Consider the following 15,849-nt stretch of genomic DNA (forward strand, 5'->3'; position numbering starts at 1 on the left):
TGAGAGCGGGCTTCCTCCTTTCTTTGCAGTTGGCCGATGCAGACTTAGGGGCATCGGCAGTCCTCTCGGTTTGACGCCACAAATGCCATTGGCAACAGGGATGATTCATAGTATAATGGAAAAAATATCATTCGAAAAGCGGGGGAATTCTATGATTCGCCGGTTAACGGCCGAAGACGATCAACAAGTATTTTCGTTTTTGCAGCAAGATCCGTCGTTCAATTTATTTATCATCGGCGATATTGAGTCGTTTGGCTATGACGCCGATTTCCAAGACGTTTGGGGGCAGTTTGACGATGCTGGCTCGCTGAAGGCGGTGCTGCTCCGTTATTACGATTCCTACATTCCGTATGCGCCTGGCGATTTTGATGCCGATGGCTTTGCTCGTCTCATCCGCGAGACAGCCCAATCATCGTCCATCCAGCTGTCCGGCAAGGCGGACATTGCCAGGCAGTTCGAAGAGCGGCTGCCGCTTGGGGAGAAGCGAACGCTTTACTTTTGCGAGTGTCGGACGGATGAATACGCCCGTCAAGAAATGGGGGCGTTCGCCGTCAAAAAAGCCGAATTGGCCGATGTCGACCGGATTCTCGACTTGCGGCGCCGCATTGTCGAATTTGAGACGAGGCCGTCGTCCCGCGATATGCTAGTAAAAGGGATGGAAACCAATTCAGCTAGAACGTACTACATTGAACAAGACGGCCGAATGGTGGCCGCGGCATCGACATCAGCGGAAAACTCATTGTCGGCGATGATCGTCGGCGTCTGCACGGATCAGGAGCATCGAGGGAAAGGGTATGCCAGCACCATCGTGGCGAAGCTCGTTTGCGATTTGCTCGCTGAAGGGAAGATGCCGTGCTTGTTTTATGACAATCCAGACGCCGGCCGCATTTACCATCGCCTTGGTTTTCGCGATATCGGATTGTGGGCGATGTACCGTTAGAAGGGCGGAAGTCCCGCCAGCTTGCTTGTGTACAAAAGCAGGCTGGCGGTTATTGTCCGTCTGCGCCGTTGGGCGTGCCGCGGCGAATGTGCTCGCCGCCGTGCTCCCGCATCGCTTTTGCCTTGTCGTTGACGAGCTGTTTTTGGTCAGCGATGGAAGAAGGTGTTTGTTTTTTGTTCGCCATATCGAATCACCTCAATGGAGACGATTTAGCGCGCTGAATGAACATGTCCGCATCTTCGATCAGCCCGCAGACGCCGCATTGGACGCGGTAGCTCGGGCCGCGGTATGGGAGATGGAACGGTTCGAGCGCTTCGTTTGTGTATTCGTGCTCGATGTCGCCGGTGTGCGGATCGAGCTTGACCGCACGCGGGTGCTGCTCAATGAGATGAAACCGCGTCCGGTTCGTTTTGCAGTTTGGGCATAGCATCGGTTCCAATGAAAGCCACCTCCGGTTTTTATCTTTTGGAAAANGTCGGTCCGCCAAAAGTCGGCCGAAAATTCGTGCTCGATGTCGCCGGTGTGCGGATCGAGCTTGACCGCACGCGGGTGCTGCTCAATGAGATGAAACCGCGTCCGGTTCGTTTTGCAGTTTGGGCATAGCATCGGTTCCAATGAAAGCCACCTCCGGTTTTTATCTTTTGGAAAAACGGCCGTGATTATGTATAGGTCATCTGTTTTGTTTCAGTTCGTGCGGCTAGGGGATAGGGCTCGCGCAGCCGATCGGACGATGTGCGGCGAAAGACGCCTCCATTTTTCGGGCGCCGGAACGATTTTTGTTGACAATGGCTGCAACTGTCGAGTATCTTAATAAACAAGAAGAAGATTTTGCTTTTTTCGAAATGTTTTACAGTTCAGGCGAAGGAGACTGTTATGGCAGAGAAACCGCTTCGAGACCGCATTATCGACACCGCTCTTCATTTGTTTGAGAAATATGGCTACCATGGCGTGACGGTCGACCGCATCGTCGCGGAAAGCGATACGTCGAAAGGCGGGTTTTACCATAATTTTAAATCAAAAGACGAGTTGCTTTACCATATTCATGACGTCTTTATTACGTATGCGCTGACAAAAGCGCAGGAGGCGTATGAGGGCTTCCCTACGCCGACCGAGCGCTTGTACGCCATCGTTCAGTCGTTTGTCAAAGTGTTTCATTTGTATAAACCACACATCACCGTGTTTTACCAGGAAAGCACGTACTTAAAACCGGAATACGCCGAACCGATCAATGAAAAGCGCGAAGAATTTAAACAAATTATTTTTCGCGTCATCCGCGAGGGAATCGAGGCCGGCGAGTTTCGTCCGGAGCTGTCGGTGGAGATTACTGGCATGTCCATTATCGGCATGGTCAACTGGACATACAAATGGTACAATCCGGATGGTCCGTTGTCAATTGAGGAGATCGCGGCGTATTTTGCCGATTTCATTTTGCATGCGGTGCTCCGCACACCAGAAAACCCAGCGGCGGCGCGGTTTTTGTTGCGGCCGGCCGCCGAATAAGTTGTTGATCGTATACAGACCAACTAGTCGGTTTTGAAAACGCTTCAAAAATCAAAACCGTTTACACTCGTTTTCTTACTAAAACCGACTAGTCGGTTCAAATGATAGAACATTTTCTATGGGGGAGAGGGACAGGATGAATTTTTCATTAACAAAAGAGCAACAAATGATTAAAGAAATGGTTCGCGACTTTGCTGAGAAGGAAATTGCCCCATACGCGGCGAAATGGGATGAAGAGGCGCATTTTCCGCTGGATGTCTTCCGCAAAATGGGCGAGTTGGGGCTATTGGGTTTGCCGTTTCCGGAAGAATACGGCGGCGCTGGAGGCGATACGATTTCGTATGCCATCGCCGTTGAGGAAATCGGCCGCGCCTGCGGCGGCACCGGGCTAAGCTATGCGGCCGCCGTGTCACTTGGGGCGAGTCCCATTTATTACTTTGGAACAGAGGAGCAGAAACAAAAATGGCTCGTGCCGATGGCCAAAGGAGAGACGCTTGGCGCTTTTGGGCTCACGGAGCCGAACGCCGGGTCCGATGCTGGGGGCACGCGCACAACAGCGGTGCTCGATGGCGATGAATATGTCATCAACGGCGAAAAATGCTGGATCACGAACGCCCAATACGCGCGGCAAGTCATTGTCACCGCCGTGACAGGCAAAGATGCGCGCGGCAAAAACATCATCACCGCTCTCATCGTGCCAACTGACTCCCCAGGATTTACGATCCGTTCGAATTACGACAAGATGGGCGTGCGCGCGTCCAATACGTGCGAGCTTGTTTTCGAGAACGTCCGCGTGCCGAAAGAAAACGTCTTGGGCGACCCGCAAAAAGGGTTTAAACAGTTTTTGTACACGCTTGATGGCGGCCGCATTTCCATCGCAGCTTTAGCCGTCGGCATCGCGCAAGCGGCGTTTGAGAAAGCGCTTCAATACGCGAAAGAACGCGTTCAGTTTGGCCAGCCGATTTCCAAGTTTCAAGCGATCCAGTTTAAGCTCGCTGACATGGCGATGGAAATTGAGCTTGCCCGCAATATGGTGTACAAGGCGGCTTGGTTGAAAGACCAAGGGAAACCGTTTACAAAAGAAGCATCGTTCGCCAAGCTGTTTGCGTCGGAAATGGGGTTCCGCGTCTGCAACCAGGCGATTCAAATTCACGGCGGATACGGCTATATGAAAGAGTACGGCGTTGAGCGCCATTTGCGGGATATCAAGCTCATGGAAATCGGCGAAGGCACATCAGAAATCCAACGGCTCGTCATCGCCCGCCAACTGGGATGCTAAAAGCGGAAATGCCTGCATATCCATAACAATGAATTCGGACAAAGGGGAGGAAACGGCCGATGTTGACGGTGACTGTGGGGAAATTGTTGGAAGAGCGAGCCAGGCAATATGCGGATCGCGAGGCGGTCGTGTATGCCGACCGCGGCTTGCGTCTGACGTATCGGCAGTTTAACGACTATTGCCGCCTCGTTGCGCGCGGGTTGATGCGGCTTGGCATCGAAAAAGGGGAGCATGTCGCCATTTGGGCGACGAACGTCCCGGAATGGATCGCCTGCCAGTTTGCGACCGGCAAAATGGGAGCGGTGCTCGTTACGGTCAATACGAACTACCGCGCGGCGGAGCTTGAGTATTTGCTTCGGCAGTCCGACTCGACGACGCTCTTTTTGATTGAGCAATATCGCGACTCGTCGTATATCGATATTTTATATGAAATCGTTCCCGAGCTGCGCACGTCGGCGCCCGGACAGCTGCAATCGAAACGGCTGCCGAAGTTGAAAAACGTGATCTTTCTTGGCGACAAACGGCACCCGGGCATGTTTACATGGAACGACATCTTGGCGATGGCGCACGACGTATCGGAAGAAGAACTCGATGAACGGATGGAGAGCCTCGACCCGCACGATGTGATCAACATGCAATACACGTCCGGGACGACTGGATTCCCGAAAGGGGTGATGTTGACGCATTACAACATCGTCAACAACGCCCACCAAGTGGCGCAATGCATGGGACTTGGCGAAGGCGATCGATTGTGCATTCCGGTGCCGTTTTTCCATTGCTTCGGCTGCGTCATGAGCACGCTTGCATGCGTGACGGTCGGGGCGACGATGGTGCCGGTTGTGGAGTTCCATCCGAAGCGGGTTCTCGAGACGGTGGAAGCGGAGCGGTGCACGGCGCTTCACGGCGTGCCGACGATGTTCATCGCCGAGCTCAACGACCCGGATTTTGCCAAATACGATTTGTCGTCGCTGCGCACGGGCATTATGGCCGGTTCTCCTTGCCCGGTCGAAGTGATGAAGGCGGTCATCGAGAAAATGGGGATGAAAGACATTACGATCGCCTACGGGCAGACGGAAGCGTCCCCAGTCATCACGCAAACGCGCACCGACGATCCGCTTGAGCTGCGTGTCGAAACGGTTGGCCGCGCCTTGCCGGGCGTGGAAGTGAAAATCGTTGAGCCGGGCACGAACAAGGAAGTGCCGCGGGGTGTGCAAGGGGAACTGTGCACGCGCGGCTATCATGTCATGAAAGGGTATTACAACAATCCGGAAGCGACAAATGAAGCGATCGACCAAGACGGCTGGCTGCATACCGGCGATTTGGCGACGATGGATGAAAACGGTTACTGCCGCATCACCGGCCGGCTGAAAGATATGATCATCCGCGGCGGGGAGAACATTTATCCGCGCGAAATCGAAGAGTTTTTGTACAAACATCCGAAAATTTTGGACGTTCAAGTCGTCGGCGTGCCGGATGAGGTATACGGTGAAGAAGTGATGGCGTGGATCATCTTAAAAGACGGCGAAACGGCGACCGCTGAGGAGATTCGCGAGTTTTGCCGCGGCAACATTTCCCGGCATAAAATCCCGCGTTATATCGAATTTACCGACTCGTACCCGATGACGGCATCTGGGAAAATTCAGAAATTCAAATTGCGGGAAATGGCGAAACAGCGCCTCGGCTTAACAACCTAAGCCTAAACCGCCGCGCCGGGCGGACGAACCGTCCGGCGCCGGCACCTGTACTTTTAAGAAAGGGTGAGACGATGTTTTCGAAAGTGTTGATTGCCAACCGCGGCGAAATCGCCGTCCGTGTCATCCGCACGTGCCGACGTCTCGGCATTCAAACGGTTGCCATTTATTCCGAAGCAGACGCCGATTCGCTTCATGTCTCGCTCGCGGATGAAGCGTATTTGATCGGCAAGCCGCGCGTCGCGGAAAGCTATTTAAATATCGAAAAAATCATTGAGGTTGCCAAAACGGCGAAAGCGGAGGCGATCCATCCCGGCTACGGGCTGTTGTCGGAAAATCCAGCGTTTGCCCGCCGCTGCGAGGAAGAAGGAATCGTCTTCATCGGTCCGAAGGCGGACGTCATTGCGGCGATGGGCAGCAAAATCGAAGCGCGGCGGACGATGGAAAAAGCCGGCGTGCCGATCGTCCCGGGCGTCTCCTTTGCGCTTGATGGCGCCGATGAGGCGGCCAAAGCGGCGGCTTCGATTGGGTATCCAGTCATGCTGAAGGCGTCAGCCGGCGGCGGCGGCATCGGCATGCATATCGCTCGCGATGAAGCTGAGCTGCGCCAAGCGTTTGAAGGGAGCCAAAAACGGGCCGCTTCGTTTTTCGGCGACGGGACGATGTACATTGAAAAATATATTGAACGCCCGCGCCATATTGAAATTCAGCTTCTTGCCGACCAAAATGGCAACTGTGTTTACTTATGGGAGCGTGAATGTTCGATCCAACGCCGCCACCAAAAAGTGGTCGAAGAGGCGCCGTCGCCGTTTTTGGATGAAGAGACGCGGCGGAAGATGGGGGAGGCGGCGGTGCGGGCTGCGCGTTACATCGGTTATGCAAATGCCGGTACCATTGAATTTCTCGTCGATGAACAGAAAAATTTTTATTTTCTTGAGATGAACACTCGGCTGCAAGTCGAGCACCCGGTGACAGAAGAAATCACCGGCATCGACATCGTCGAAGAGCAGCTGCGCATCGCCGCCGGCGAGCCGCTCCGCTATAAACAAGAAGAGATTCGCCGCGACGGTCACGCCATTGAAGTGCGCATTTATGCCGAAGATCCGAACACGTTTTACCCGTCGCCCGGCCGCATTACGGTGTTTTCCGCCCCACAAGGCGAATGGATTCGTCATGAAACGGCGGTTCAAAGCGGCATCTTTTCGGCGAAGTTTTAATCTTTCAATCCAAATAGTATAGGATATATCATTTTAGTAACGTATATCTACTCTAATTTCTACTTAAGTACTTTAAAACTGAAATTTNATCTTGATTTTCCTCATTGAAAACTCCCCCTTTTACTTTTCAAGAAGATTATACCATCAATTGAGCTAAGAGGGAGTATAGAAAACAAAAAGGAGGCCGAAAACCGATGATCGCGAAATTGATCGCCAAAGGGCCGGATCGGCAAACGGCGATTGAACGCTTGCTCGAAGCGCTTCGAGACTATCGCGTTGAAGGGATTAAAACGAACATTCCGCTGCTTGAGGCCGTGTTGTCCCATCCGGCGTTTCAAGCGGGGGATACGACGACCGATTTCCTTTCGAAACATTGGAAACCAATAAAAACGAAATGAAGCAGAAATGAATGGGGGAAGAAATGATGAATCAAATAACCGCAACGATGGCAGGAAGTGTATGGAAAATTGTCGTCGCCGTCGGTGACCGTGTGGAAGAAGGGCAAGATGTCGTCATTTTGGAATCGATGAAAATGGAGATTCCGATTGCCGCGGAAACGTCTGGCGTCGTGAAGCACATCCACGTGCAGGAAGGAGATTTCGTGAACGAAGGCGACGTGCTTGTCGAGATTGAGTAAAAAGGGGGAGCAGAGCATGAGCCGATGGCCGGCGAAGGTGACGATCAAAGAAGTCGGCCCGCGCGACGGCCTGCAAAACGAAGCAACGCCGATCGCGACCGCCGATAAAATCGCTTGGATCAACCTATTGTCAGAAACGGGGCTGTCGTACATTGAGGTGACTTCCTTCGTCCATCCGAAATGGATTCCGCAGCTTGCGGACGCCGTTGAAGTGGCAGCGGGCATTCGCCGAAAAGCCGGCGTCACGTATGCGGCGCTCGTCCCCAACGAAAAGGGGCTTGAGCGGGCGCTTGGCGCCGGGGTCGATGAAGTGGGCGTCTTCATGTCAGCGAGCGAAACGCACAACCAAAAAAATATTAACAAAACGATCGCTGCCACATTTCCGGTGCTTGAAGCGGTCGTGAAAACGGCAAAACAAGCAGGAAAAACGGTGCGCGGCTACGTTTCCACCGTCTTTGGCTGCCCGTATGAAGGGCCTGTCGCCGTCGATCAAGTGCTGATGGTGGCGGACCGGTTGTTGGCGATGGGGGTTGACGAACTGTCGCTTGGCGATACGATTGGCGTCGCGACGCCCAAGCAAGTCGAAGAGGTGCTCACAATCGTGCTCCGCCGTTTTCCGGCTGATCGGATCGCGATGCATTTCCATGACACGAGAGGGACGGCGCTGGCCAATATTTTAGTGTCAATGGAAATGGGGATTACGACGTTTGACAGCTCGCTCGGCGGCCTCGGCGGCTGTCCGTACGCTCCCGGAGCGTCGGGAAACGTCGCCACCGATGATTTAGTATATATGCTTCACGGCATGGGGATTGAAACCGGCATCGATGTCGAGCAGCTGACGAAAGCGGCTTTGTTTATCCGCGATAAAATCGGCCGCCCGCTTCCGAGCCGCTATTTGCAAACGGTTTGATCATAAGGGGGGGGAGAAAACGTGAGCACACTTGTATCGTTTGAAACACAAGAAAACGGCATCGCCATTGTGACATTAAACCGTCCGGAAGCGGCCAATGCGCTTTCAAGAGCGCTTCTTTTCGAGCTTGGCGCGCTCTTTCAGGAGATCAAATTTCGCAAAGACGTGCGCGTTGTCATGTTGACCGGGGCAGGAGACAAGGTGTTTTGCGCCGGCGCTGATTTGAAAGAGCGGGCGGGGATGAATGAAACGGAAGTGCGGCAAACCGTTGCCTTAATCAGCAAAACGATCAATGAGGTCGAGAAAGTGCCGCAGCCGGTCATCGCCGTTTTAAACGGCTCGGCGTTTGGCGGCGGGTTGGAGCTTGCCTTGGCTTGCGACATTCGGTTTGCTGCCGACGATATTCAGCTTGGGTTGACGGAAACGTCGCTTGGCATCATTCCGGGAGCGGGGGGGACGCAGCGGCTGCCGCGCCTTGTCGGCATCGGAAAAGCGAAAGAATTGATTTTTGCCGCAAAGCGCATCACCGCCAAAGAGGCCGAGCGAATCGGCCTTGTCGAATACGCGGTGCCGCGCTCCGAGCTGATGGAGCGTGCGCTTTGTCTCGCGCAACAAATCGCTGACAATGCGCCGATAGCCGTCCGTCAGGCGAAACGGGCGATCCAAAGCGTATTCAACGTTGATTTGGAGACGGGCCTCGCGATTGAGCAGCTCGCCTATGAGGCGACCATTCCGACGAAAGACCGGTTGGAAGGATTGCAGGCGTTTAAAGAAAAGCGGAAGCCGGTGTACAAAGGCGAGTAAGCCCGCTTGGACAAGGAGGGGGCGGTTTGGAAGGAGGAAGCCGCACGGAGCGCTTGCGCCGCATCGGCCTTTTCACAGCGATAAATAAAACACGGCATCCAACCTTGCTCCAGCCGAACAAGCGGGATGGAACAGCAAGATCCATCAAAACAAGGAGGGGAAACAAAGAGATGAAGGAAACAGCCAATCAACAAGACACGCTCGCAGCGGAGCTGGAGAAAAGAGCGGCGGAAATCAAGAAAGGCGGGGCGCCAAAATATCATGAAAAAAACGCCGCCCAAGGGAAATTGTTTGTTCGCGAGCGGCTGAACTTGCTGCTTGATAACGGTTTGGAAGTGGAAGACGGATTGTTTGCCAACTGTTTGGCGGGCGATTTGCCGGCTGATGGAGTTGTGACCGGCATCGGCAAAATCAATGGCCGCACCGTCTGCGTGATGGCGAACGATTCGACCGTCAAAGCTGGCTCGTGGGGAGCGCGCACCGTCGAAAAAATCATCCGCATTCAAGAAACGGCGGAAAAACTGCGCTGCCCGATCATTTATTTGGTGGACTCGGCCGGCGCACGCATTACGGACCAAATCGAAATGTTTCCCGGCCGGCGCGGGGCGGGGCGCATTTTTTACAATGAGGTGAAGCTGTCCGGCAAAGTGCCGCAAGTGTGCCTGTTGTTTGGTCCATCAGCAGCCGGCGGCGCTTATATTCCGGCGTTTTGCGATATCGTCATCATGGTCGAAGGCAATGCCTCGATGTACTTAGGCTCGCCGCGCATGGCGGAAATGGTGATTGGGGAAAAAGTGACGCTCGAAGAGATGGGCGGCGCCCGCATGCATTGCACCGTCTCCGGCTGCGGCGACGTGCTCGTGAAAACCGAAGAAGAAGCGATTGCCTATGCACGCCGTTATTTGTCGTATTTTCCGTCCAATTACAGCGAAAAGCCGCCGGTGGTCGAGGCGAAGCCGCCGAAATCGTTTGACAAAACGATCGAGGACATTTTGCCAGAAAACCAAAATGCGCCGTTCAACATGTATGATTTGATTGAGCGGATCATTGACGAAGGATCGTTTTGTGAAATCAAAAAACTGTTTGCGCCAGAAATCATTACGGGACTGGCGCGCCTTGCCGGCCAGCCGATCGGCATCATCGCCAACCAGCCGCGCGTCAAAGGCGGCGTATTGTTCCACGATTCGGCTGATAAAGCGGCGAAATTCATCACGCTTTGCGACGCGTTCCATATCCCGCTTCTGTTTTTGGCCGACGTCCCTGGCTTTATGATCGGCACGAAAGTCGAGCGGGTCGGCATCATCCGCCATGGGGCGAAAATGATCGCGGCCATGTCGGAAGCCACCGTACCGAAGATCTCGGTCATCGTCCGCAAAGCGTACGGCGCCGGATTGTACGCGATGGCCGGACCGGCGTTTGAACCGGATTGCTGCTTGGCGCTTCCGAACGCGCAAATCGCCGTCATGGGGCCGGAAGCGGCCGTCAACGCCGTCTACGCCAACAAAATTGCCGAGCTGCCGCCAGAAGAGCGTGCGGCATTTGTCGAACAAAAACGCGAGGAATACCGGCGCGACATCGATATTTATCGGCTCGCTTCCGAATTGGTCGTTGACGGAATCGTCGCGCCGAACGATTTGCGCAACGAGCTCATCCGCCGATTTGACGCGTATATGTCCAAGTATATGGTCTTTTCTGAGCGGAAGCATGGGGTGTATCCAGTTTGAAAAAATGGATGGCTGTCCCTCTTGCCAAGGGACGGCAGATCATGTATCATAATAATCACCAATCCGTTGCTGCGTTGTGCGTTGTAGAATGAAGTTTCAACCGATGGCAATCAAAAGGGAGTTCTACATTGAAGCGGGAATGTCATGCCTCAATATTCGTGATGGAGGACGGCAGGAACGCTTCTGCGAACACCCACCTGGTGGAGCGTGGTTGAGAAACTGCATTCAGCCAACGGCAACAGCGGCGCGGATTCACGAATGAGGAGTTGGCAAAAGAGTCCAACTGGATGCAAAACATCCGGTTGGACTCTTTTTCGTTGCGTATGTTTTCTCAAAAAGACATGAAACAATATAGTTGATTTTCCCTGTTTTCATGTTATAATCATATTTCGTGCAGGAATAATTCGTATTGAAACTATTCCAACAAGAAAGATGAGGCAAGGAGGGGGATGAATGGAAGGGATCAGCCGGGACATCATGTACGCTGTCTTCCGGACGCAAAAGGCGCTTTATCGCCTCATCCGCGAGGACGCCGCCCGCGTCGGGGTGACAGAGGTGCAGCTGATCGTCTTATATACGCTGCTGAAAAAAGAGCATATTCGCCTGAATGACTTGGCGGAAAAATTAAACTTAAGCAACAGCAATGTCAGCGGCACGGTTGACCGGCTCGTCGGCGCCGGCCTTGTTGTCCGTGAGCCGTCAAAGCAAGATCGGCGCGCGGTCATTTTGAGTTTGACGGAAAAAGGAAAAGAGACGGTGTCGGAAGCGTTTGGCGAGCAGTCGGTGCTGCGCCGGCGGCTTGGCCGCATTCAAGAACTCGTCTCTCCAGAGGAGATTGAACAGTTTTTGCATCTTCATGAAAAAATTAAAGCGATTTTACTCGGGGAGGAATAGACGGTGAACGTGAAACGATTGGTTGCGCTGAACATCATTGTGCTCATTTTGCTTGTCGGTGGAGGCTTTGCCGCCTACTACTATGTGAATGAAGCAACGAACTACATTAAAACGGACAACGCCCGCATCGACGGCCAGGTCATCTCCGTCGCTGCGCCGCTGTCCGGGAAGCTGACATCCTGGCGGGGCGACACGGGAAAAACCTTCTCAGCTGGGGAAGAAATCGGCGAGGTGTTTGACGGCAAAACAACGATTCCGGTGACAGTGCCGCATCGGATGACGATCGTGCAGCAAAACGCAGTCAAGGACTCGTTTGTCGCCGCGGGGATGCCGCTGGCCCGCGGGTTTGATTTGAACGATTTGTGGGTGACGGCGAATATTGAAGAGACGGATATTGAAGACGTGAAAATCGGGCAAGACGTCGATATTTATGTCGATGCGTATCCGGATCGCAAATTCAGCGGCAAAGTCGAAAAAATCGGCAACGCGACAGCGAATACGTTCAGTCTGCTGCCAAGTTCCAATGCGACCGGCAACTACACGAAAGTGACCCAAGTCATCCCGGTGACGATTTCCATTGACAACTACAGCGGAGCCGGACTTGTGCCGGGCATGAACGTCACCGTCCGCATCCATAAGTAGGTGATGGAAGATGACAACATTTGTCATTGGTTATATTGTGTTTGCCGTTTTGGTTTTGGCGGCGGTCAACATCGCGCTGCGCCGCCGCAAGCCGGCTTCAGCCGCAGGGAAGGCGGCGGATGAAGCGGCGGAAGCCAACGCTCAACCGTTAGCGGAAACGAAAGCAGAGCCGTCGTTTTCGGCACGGTTTTATTCTTCCCGTTNTGGTTTAATTAAAAGCAAGCCGAAAAAAGGTTGTGGCGACGGTCATGCTGGGCGCGTTTGTCGCCATTTTGAATCAAACGTTGATCAACGTCGCCTTGCCGCATATGATGCAAGATTTCAACGTGGAAACGTCGACGATTCAATGGCTCGTGACCGGCTATATGCTCGTCAACGGGGTGCTCATCCCGATCAGCCCGTTTTTAATCGCCAAGTTTCCAGCGAAACGGTTGTTTTTATCGGGCATGTCGTTTTTCGCCATCGGCGCGTTTGTCTGCTCGATCGCTCCGTCGTTTGCCGTCATGCTCACGGGGCGGTTGACACAAGCGGTCGGGGCCGGCATTATTATGCAGCTGATGATGGTCATTATGTTGTCGATTTTCCCGCCGGAACGCCGCGGGGTGGCCATGGGAACGGTCGGAATCGCCATGATGTTTGCGCCGGCGGTCGGGCCGACGCTGTCTGGCTGGATCGTTGAACATTATACATGGCGGCTGTTGTTTTACGTCGTGTTGCCGATCGCGATTTTAGACATTGTGCTCGCCTCCGTCTGGCTGAAACATACGCCGCGTAAAGGCAATCCAGTGCTGGACGTGCAAGGGGCGGTCTACTCCACGATCGGGTTTGGCGGCGTTCTGTATGGCTTCAGCGAGGCCGGAAGCAAAGGATGGAGCGAGACGGAAGTGGTTGTTTCGCTTGTCATCGGCGCCTTGTTCCTCATCATGTTCACATGGCGTTCGCTGCGCTCGGAGCATCCGGTGCTCAATTTCCGTGTGTTCCGCTACCCAGTGTTTACGTTGGCGACCGTCATCGGTTCGGTCATTAACATGGCGATGTTTGCCGCCATGGTCTTGCTTCCGGTGTATTTGCAAAACTTGCGCGGCTTTACGCCGCTCGATGCCGGTTTGCTGTTGCTGCCGGGGGCGATCGTCATGGCGGTGATGTCGCCGATCTCTGGTTGGGTGTTTGACCGCATCGGCGCGCGGATGCTCGCTATCGTTGGCTTGATCATCACCGCCGTGACGACGTGGGAGTTCAGCAAGCTGACGATGGATACGCCATACAGCCAGTTGATTTGGCTTTACATTTTCCGCATGTTCGGCATGTCGATGCTCGGGATGCCGATTATGACCGAAGGGTTAAACGCCTTGCCGCGCCATCTGTACAGCCACGGCACGGCGATGTCGAATACGATTCGCCAAGTGGCTGCTTCGCTCGGGACGGCGTTTTTGGTGACGATCATGTCCAACCGGACGAAATTCCATGTGGAAGCTTATCGCAATGAAATGACGGAAAACAATCCGTTGTTCATGAGCCTTGTCGGCCAACTGAAACAGGCCATCCCAAGTGATGAGGCGATCGCTCAGCTGTTGTATGGACTTGTGCAGCAACGGTCAACGGTCGAGGGGATCAACGACGCCTTTTTCGTCGCTACTGGCTTAACGGTGGTGGCGCTCGTCATGGCGTTTTTCTTAAAAGGAAAAAAGCAGAAATCGCCATCGGCGTAAACAAGGGAAGCGGCGCACACGGCCGCTTCTTTTTTGTTTTGAGCCATGGAAAAGAGACGAAAACGGGCGGCCGGCTGCGAATCGTATAATCGTGACGAAGAGACAGGGGGGAACATTGTGGAGGCGCAAAGCAGGCAGCAAATGAGACAAACAAGACGAAGACGGTGTTGGCTGCAGGCGCTCGTTGTCGCCGCCTTGGCTTTGGCCGCCGTTGTTGCTGCGCTCGAGTGGGCGATTGATCGACAAAACATTGCCGCCTTGGAAACACCGTTGCCGGCAGCGACAATCATTTATGATGAACACGGCCGCATCGCGAGCAAGCTCGCGGCGGCAAACATCGAAGAAGTGCCGATCGACAGGGTGCCCAACTATTTTCTTGAGGCCATCGTCGCGACGGAAGACCGCCGCTTTTACGAGCATGATGGCGTCGATTATTATGGGCTTTTGCGCGCGATGTGGCGCAACATTCGCGCCGGGGCGTGGGTCGAGGGCGGCAGCACGATCACTCAACAGCTGGCGAAAAACGTCTTTTTAACGAATGAAAAAACGTTGACACGCAAATGGAAGGAATGGTTGATCGCACAAAAAATTGAGCGCACGTACAGCAAACAAGAAATTTTAGAAATGTACATCAATCGCATTTATTTCGGTGCGGGGGCGTGGGGGGTGGCCAGCGCGGCGAAAACGTACTTTGGCAAAGACGTTTCTGAGTTGACGCTAAGCGAATCCGCCATGTTGGCTGGTCTCATCAAAGCACCGTCCGCTTTATCGCCGGTCCGTCATTACGATAAGGCGGTCGCCCGGCGCAATGTCGTCTTGTCGCTCATGAAAGAACAAGGCTATATCGATGATCAAGAGTGGATCGCCGCGAAAAACGAGCACATTGCCATTCAACAGGAACCAAAACGCGACCCGTATGCCGGAAAATATCCGTACTACGTCGATGAACTAATCCACGAAGCGATTGCACAATACGGCCTGACGCAAAGCGATGTCCTTTCCGGGGGGCTCCGCATTTACACGGAGCTTGACCCGAACATGCAACAAGCGCTTGAAGCCGTGTATGCGAATGATTCGCTGTTTCCATCAAGCCCGGACGGTGTGCCTGTCCAAAGCGGAGCAGTGCTGCTCGACCCGAAAACGGGCGGGGTGAAGGCGCTTGTCGGCGGCCGCGGCCGCCATGTGTTCCGCGGTTTCAATCGCGCCACAGAGCTCAGGCGTCAACCGGGGTCAACGCTCAAGCCGCTCGCCGTGTACACGCCGGCGCTCGAACAAGGGTACGGGCCGTTTTCGCTGCTCAAAGACGAGCCGCTTAATCTCGGCGGCTACCGCCCGCAAAACTACGACCACACGCACCGCGGCACGGTGACGATGTATGAGGCGATCATCCATTCGCTCAATGTGCCGGCCGTCTGGCTGTTAAACGAAATCGGCCTTGACAAAGGGATGGAGGCGCTGCACCGGTTTGGTTTGCCGTTGGAAAAAGAGGACCGCCAGCTCGGCATCGCGCTCGGCGGCATGTCCCGCGGCGTCTCGCCGCTCGAGATGGCGGAAGCGTACGCCGTATTCGCCAATGACGGCGTCCGTTTGGACGGCCATCTCATTACAAAAATCGTTGATGCTTACGGCCGCAAGGTAGCGGAGTGGAAGCCGCGGCGAACGGTTGTCACGTCCAAGAAAGTGGCGCAGCAAATGACGTTTTTGCTCGAAGGCGTCATCCGCGAAGGGACCGGGAAGCGCGCTGCCATCCCGGGGCGGGAGCTTGCGGGCAAAACCGGGTCGACCGAAATGACGATCCCCGGCATCGACGGGGTGAAAGACCAATGGATGGTCGGCTATACGCCGCAGCTGGTCGGTGCGCTTTGGCTCGGCTATTTTCGGCCCCCTTTTGGACTCGTGTAC

Annotated in this window: 14 protein-coding genes, 1 other RNA gene and 3 pseudogenes; 15 read left to right on the forward strand and 3 right to left on the reverse strand. The window is 54.2% G+C overall.

Going from position 1 to position 15,849, the window contains the following annotated elements; translation table 11 throughout:
* The first annotated feature begins 151 nt into the window (after window positions 1-151).
* Complete coding sequence (locus T260_RS124285) at window positions 152-940, forward strand: GNAT family N-acetyltransferase (RefSeq protein WP_023634449.1); 789 nt, start codon at window positions 152-154, stop codon at window positions 938-940.
* A gap of 49 nt (window positions 941-989) precedes the next feature.
* Here the strand turns inward: T260_RS124285 and T260_RS1000000140560 are convergent, their stop codons facing one another.
* The 3 genes and pseudogenes from T260_RS1000000140560 to T260_RS1000000140350 form a co-directional block, all read right to left on the reverse strand.
* Window positions 990-1,124 carry a hypothetical protein gene (locus T260_RS1000000140560; protein ID WP_020755515.1) on the reverse strand — a complete coding sequence of 45 codons (135 nt, stop codon included), beginning with the start codon at window positions 1,122-1,124 and terminating at the stop codon, window positions 990-992.
* Between the two features lie 6 nt (window positions 1,125-1,130).
* Entirely contained in the window at window positions 1,131-1,379 is a 249-nt protein-coding gene (locus tag T260_RS124280; RefSeq protein WP_013145420.1) for a hypothetical protein, read from the reverse strand.
* Window positions 1,380-1,435: 56 nt separating this feature from the next.
* Window positions 1,436-1,555: pseudogene (locus T260_RS1000000140350) on the reverse strand (DNA alkylation repair protein); the annotation flags it as partial.
* Between the two features lie 258 nt (window positions 1,556-1,813).
* Here T260_RS1000000140350 and T260_RS124275 point away from each other — a divergent pair.
* From T260_RS124275 to T260_RS124230, 14 genes and pseudogenes are all read left to right on the forward strand, one after another.
* Entirely contained in the window at window positions 1,814-2,440 is a 627-nt protein-coding gene (locus T260_RS124275; RefSeq protein WP_011231091.1) for a TetR/AcrR family transcriptional regulator, read from the forward strand.
* 136 nt (window positions 2,441-2,576) lie between these two features.
* Window positions 2,577-3,719, forward strand: coding sequence for an acyl-CoA dehydrogenase (locus T260_RS124270; protein ID WP_011231092.1), 1,143 nt, complete (start codon window positions 2,577-2,579; stop codon window positions 3,717-3,719).
* A gap of 59 nt (window positions 3,720-3,778) precedes the next feature.
* Window positions 3,779-5,413, forward strand: a complete 1,635-nt coding sequence (locus T260_RS124265) for an AMP-binding protein (RefSeq protein ID WP_023634451.1) — start codon at window positions 3,779-3,781, stop codon at window positions 5,411-5,413.
* 71 nt (window positions 5,414-5,484) lie between these two features.
* Window positions 5,485-6,624: pseudogene (locus tag T260_RS0120890) on the forward strand (ATP-binding protein); the annotation flags it as partial.
* A gap of 197 nt (window positions 6,625-6,821) precedes the next feature.
* A complete protein-coding gene (locus tag T260_RS0120895) occupies window positions 6,822-7,025 on the forward strand; it encodes a hypothetical protein (protein WP_031213144.1) in 204 nt (67 codons plus the stop codon).
* Between the two features lie 26 nt (window positions 7,026-7,051).
* Window positions 7,052-7,264: an acetyl-CoA carboxylase biotin carboxyl carrier protein subunit gene (locus T260_RS124260; RefSeq protein WP_011231095.1), complete on the forward strand. Its 213-nt coding sequence runs from the start codon at window positions 7,052-7,054 to the stop codon at window positions 7,262-7,264.
* A gap of 16 nt (window positions 7,265-7,280) precedes the next feature.
* Window positions 7,281-8,174, forward strand: a complete 894-nt coding sequence (locus T260_RS124255; RefSeq protein ID WP_015374747.1) for a hydroxymethylglutaryl-CoA lyase — start codon at window positions 7,281-7,283, stop codon at window positions 8,172-8,174.
* 21 nt (window positions 8,175-8,195) lie between these two features.
* Window positions 8,196-8,978 (forward strand): enoyl-CoA hydratase, encoded by a 783-nt coding sequence (locus T260_RS124250; RefSeq protein ID WP_023634453.1) that lies wholly within the window; start codon window positions 8,196-8,198, stop codon window positions 8,976-8,978.
* A 170-nt stretch (window positions 8,979-9,148) separates the two neighbouring features.
* Window positions 9,149-10,702 (forward strand): acyl-CoA carboxylase subunit beta, encoded by a 1,554-nt coding sequence (locus T260_RS124245; protein WP_031213145.1) that lies wholly within the window; start codon window positions 9,149-9,151, stop codon window positions 10,700-10,702.
* A gap of 63 nt (window positions 10,703-10,765) precedes the next feature.
* A non-coding RNA gene (gene ssrS, locus T260_RS1000000139110) (6S RNA) lies at window positions 10,766-10,954 on the forward strand.
* Window positions 10,955-11,155: 201 nt separating this feature from the next.
* A complete protein-coding gene (locus T260_RS124240) occupies window positions 11,156-11,596 on the forward strand; it encodes a MarR family winged helix-turn-helix transcriptional regulator (RefSeq protein ID WP_011231100.1) in 441 nt (146 codons plus the stop codon).
* Window positions 11,597-11,599: 3 nt separating this feature from the next.
* On the forward strand, window positions 11,600-12,238 hold the full coding sequence (locus tag T260_RS124235) for an HlyD family secretion protein (protein ID WP_014195721.1): 639 nt from the start codon (window positions 11,600-11,602) through the stop codon (window positions 12,236-12,238).
* Between the two features lie 10 nt (window positions 12,239-12,248).
* Window positions 12,249-13,947: pseudogene (locus T260_RS02915) on the forward strand (DHA2 family efflux MFS transporter permease subunit).
* 117 nt (window positions 13,948-14,064) lie between these two features.
* Window positions 14,065-15,849 (forward strand): transglycosylase domain-containing protein (locus T260_RS124230; protein WP_033027495.1); only part of this gene is annotated, 1,785 nt, incomplete at its 3' end.

This window comes from Geobacillus thermopakistaniensis, assembly GCF_000498995.1.
In the GTDB taxonomy this organism is placed as follows: Bacteria; Bacillota; Bacilli; order Bacillales; family Anoxybacillaceae; genus Geobacillus; species Geobacillus thermoleovorans.

Excerpts from the sequence above, each read along its gene's own strand:
- T260_RS124275 (WP_011231091.1), top strand. The coding sequence starts at position 1,814 with ATGGCAGAGAAACCGCTTCGAGACCGCATTATCGACACCGCTCTTCAT.
- T260_RS124240 (WP_011231100.1), top strand. The coding sequence starts at position 11,156 with ATGGAAGGGATCAGCCGGGACATCATGTACGCTGTCTTCCGGACGCAA.
- T260_RS124255 (WP_015374747.1), top strand. The coding sequence starts at position 7,281 with ATGAGCCGATGGCCGGCGAAGGTGACGATCAAAGAAGTCGGCCCGCGC.
- T260_RS124265 (WP_023634451.1), top strand. The coding sequence starts at position 3,779 with ATGTTGACGGTGACTGTGGGGAAATTGTTGGAAGAGCGAGCCAGGCAA.
- T260_RS0120895 (WP_031213144.1), top strand. The coding sequence starts at position 6,822 with ATGATCGCGAAATTGATCGCCAAAGGGCCGGATCGGCAAACGGCGATT.
- T260_RS124260 (WP_011231095.1), top strand. The coding sequence starts at position 7,052 with ATGAATCAAATAACCGCAACGATGGCAGGAAGTGTATGGAAAATTGTC.
- T260_RS124285 (WP_023634449.1), top strand. The coding sequence starts at position 152 with ATGATTCGCCGGTTAACGGCCGAAGACGATCAACAAGTATTTTCGTTT.
- T260_RS1000000140560 (WP_020755515.1), bottom strand. The coding sequence starts at position 1,124 with ATGGCGAACAAAAAACAAACACCTTCTTCCATCGCTGACCAAAAACAG.
- T260_RS124270 (WP_011231092.1), top strand. The coding sequence starts at position 2,577 with ATGAATTTTTCATTAACAAAAGAGCAACAAATGATTAAAGAAATGGTT.
- T260_RS124245 (WP_031213145.1), top strand. The coding sequence starts at position 9,149 with ATGAAGGAAACAGCCAATCAACAAGACACGCTCGCAGCGGAGCTGGAG.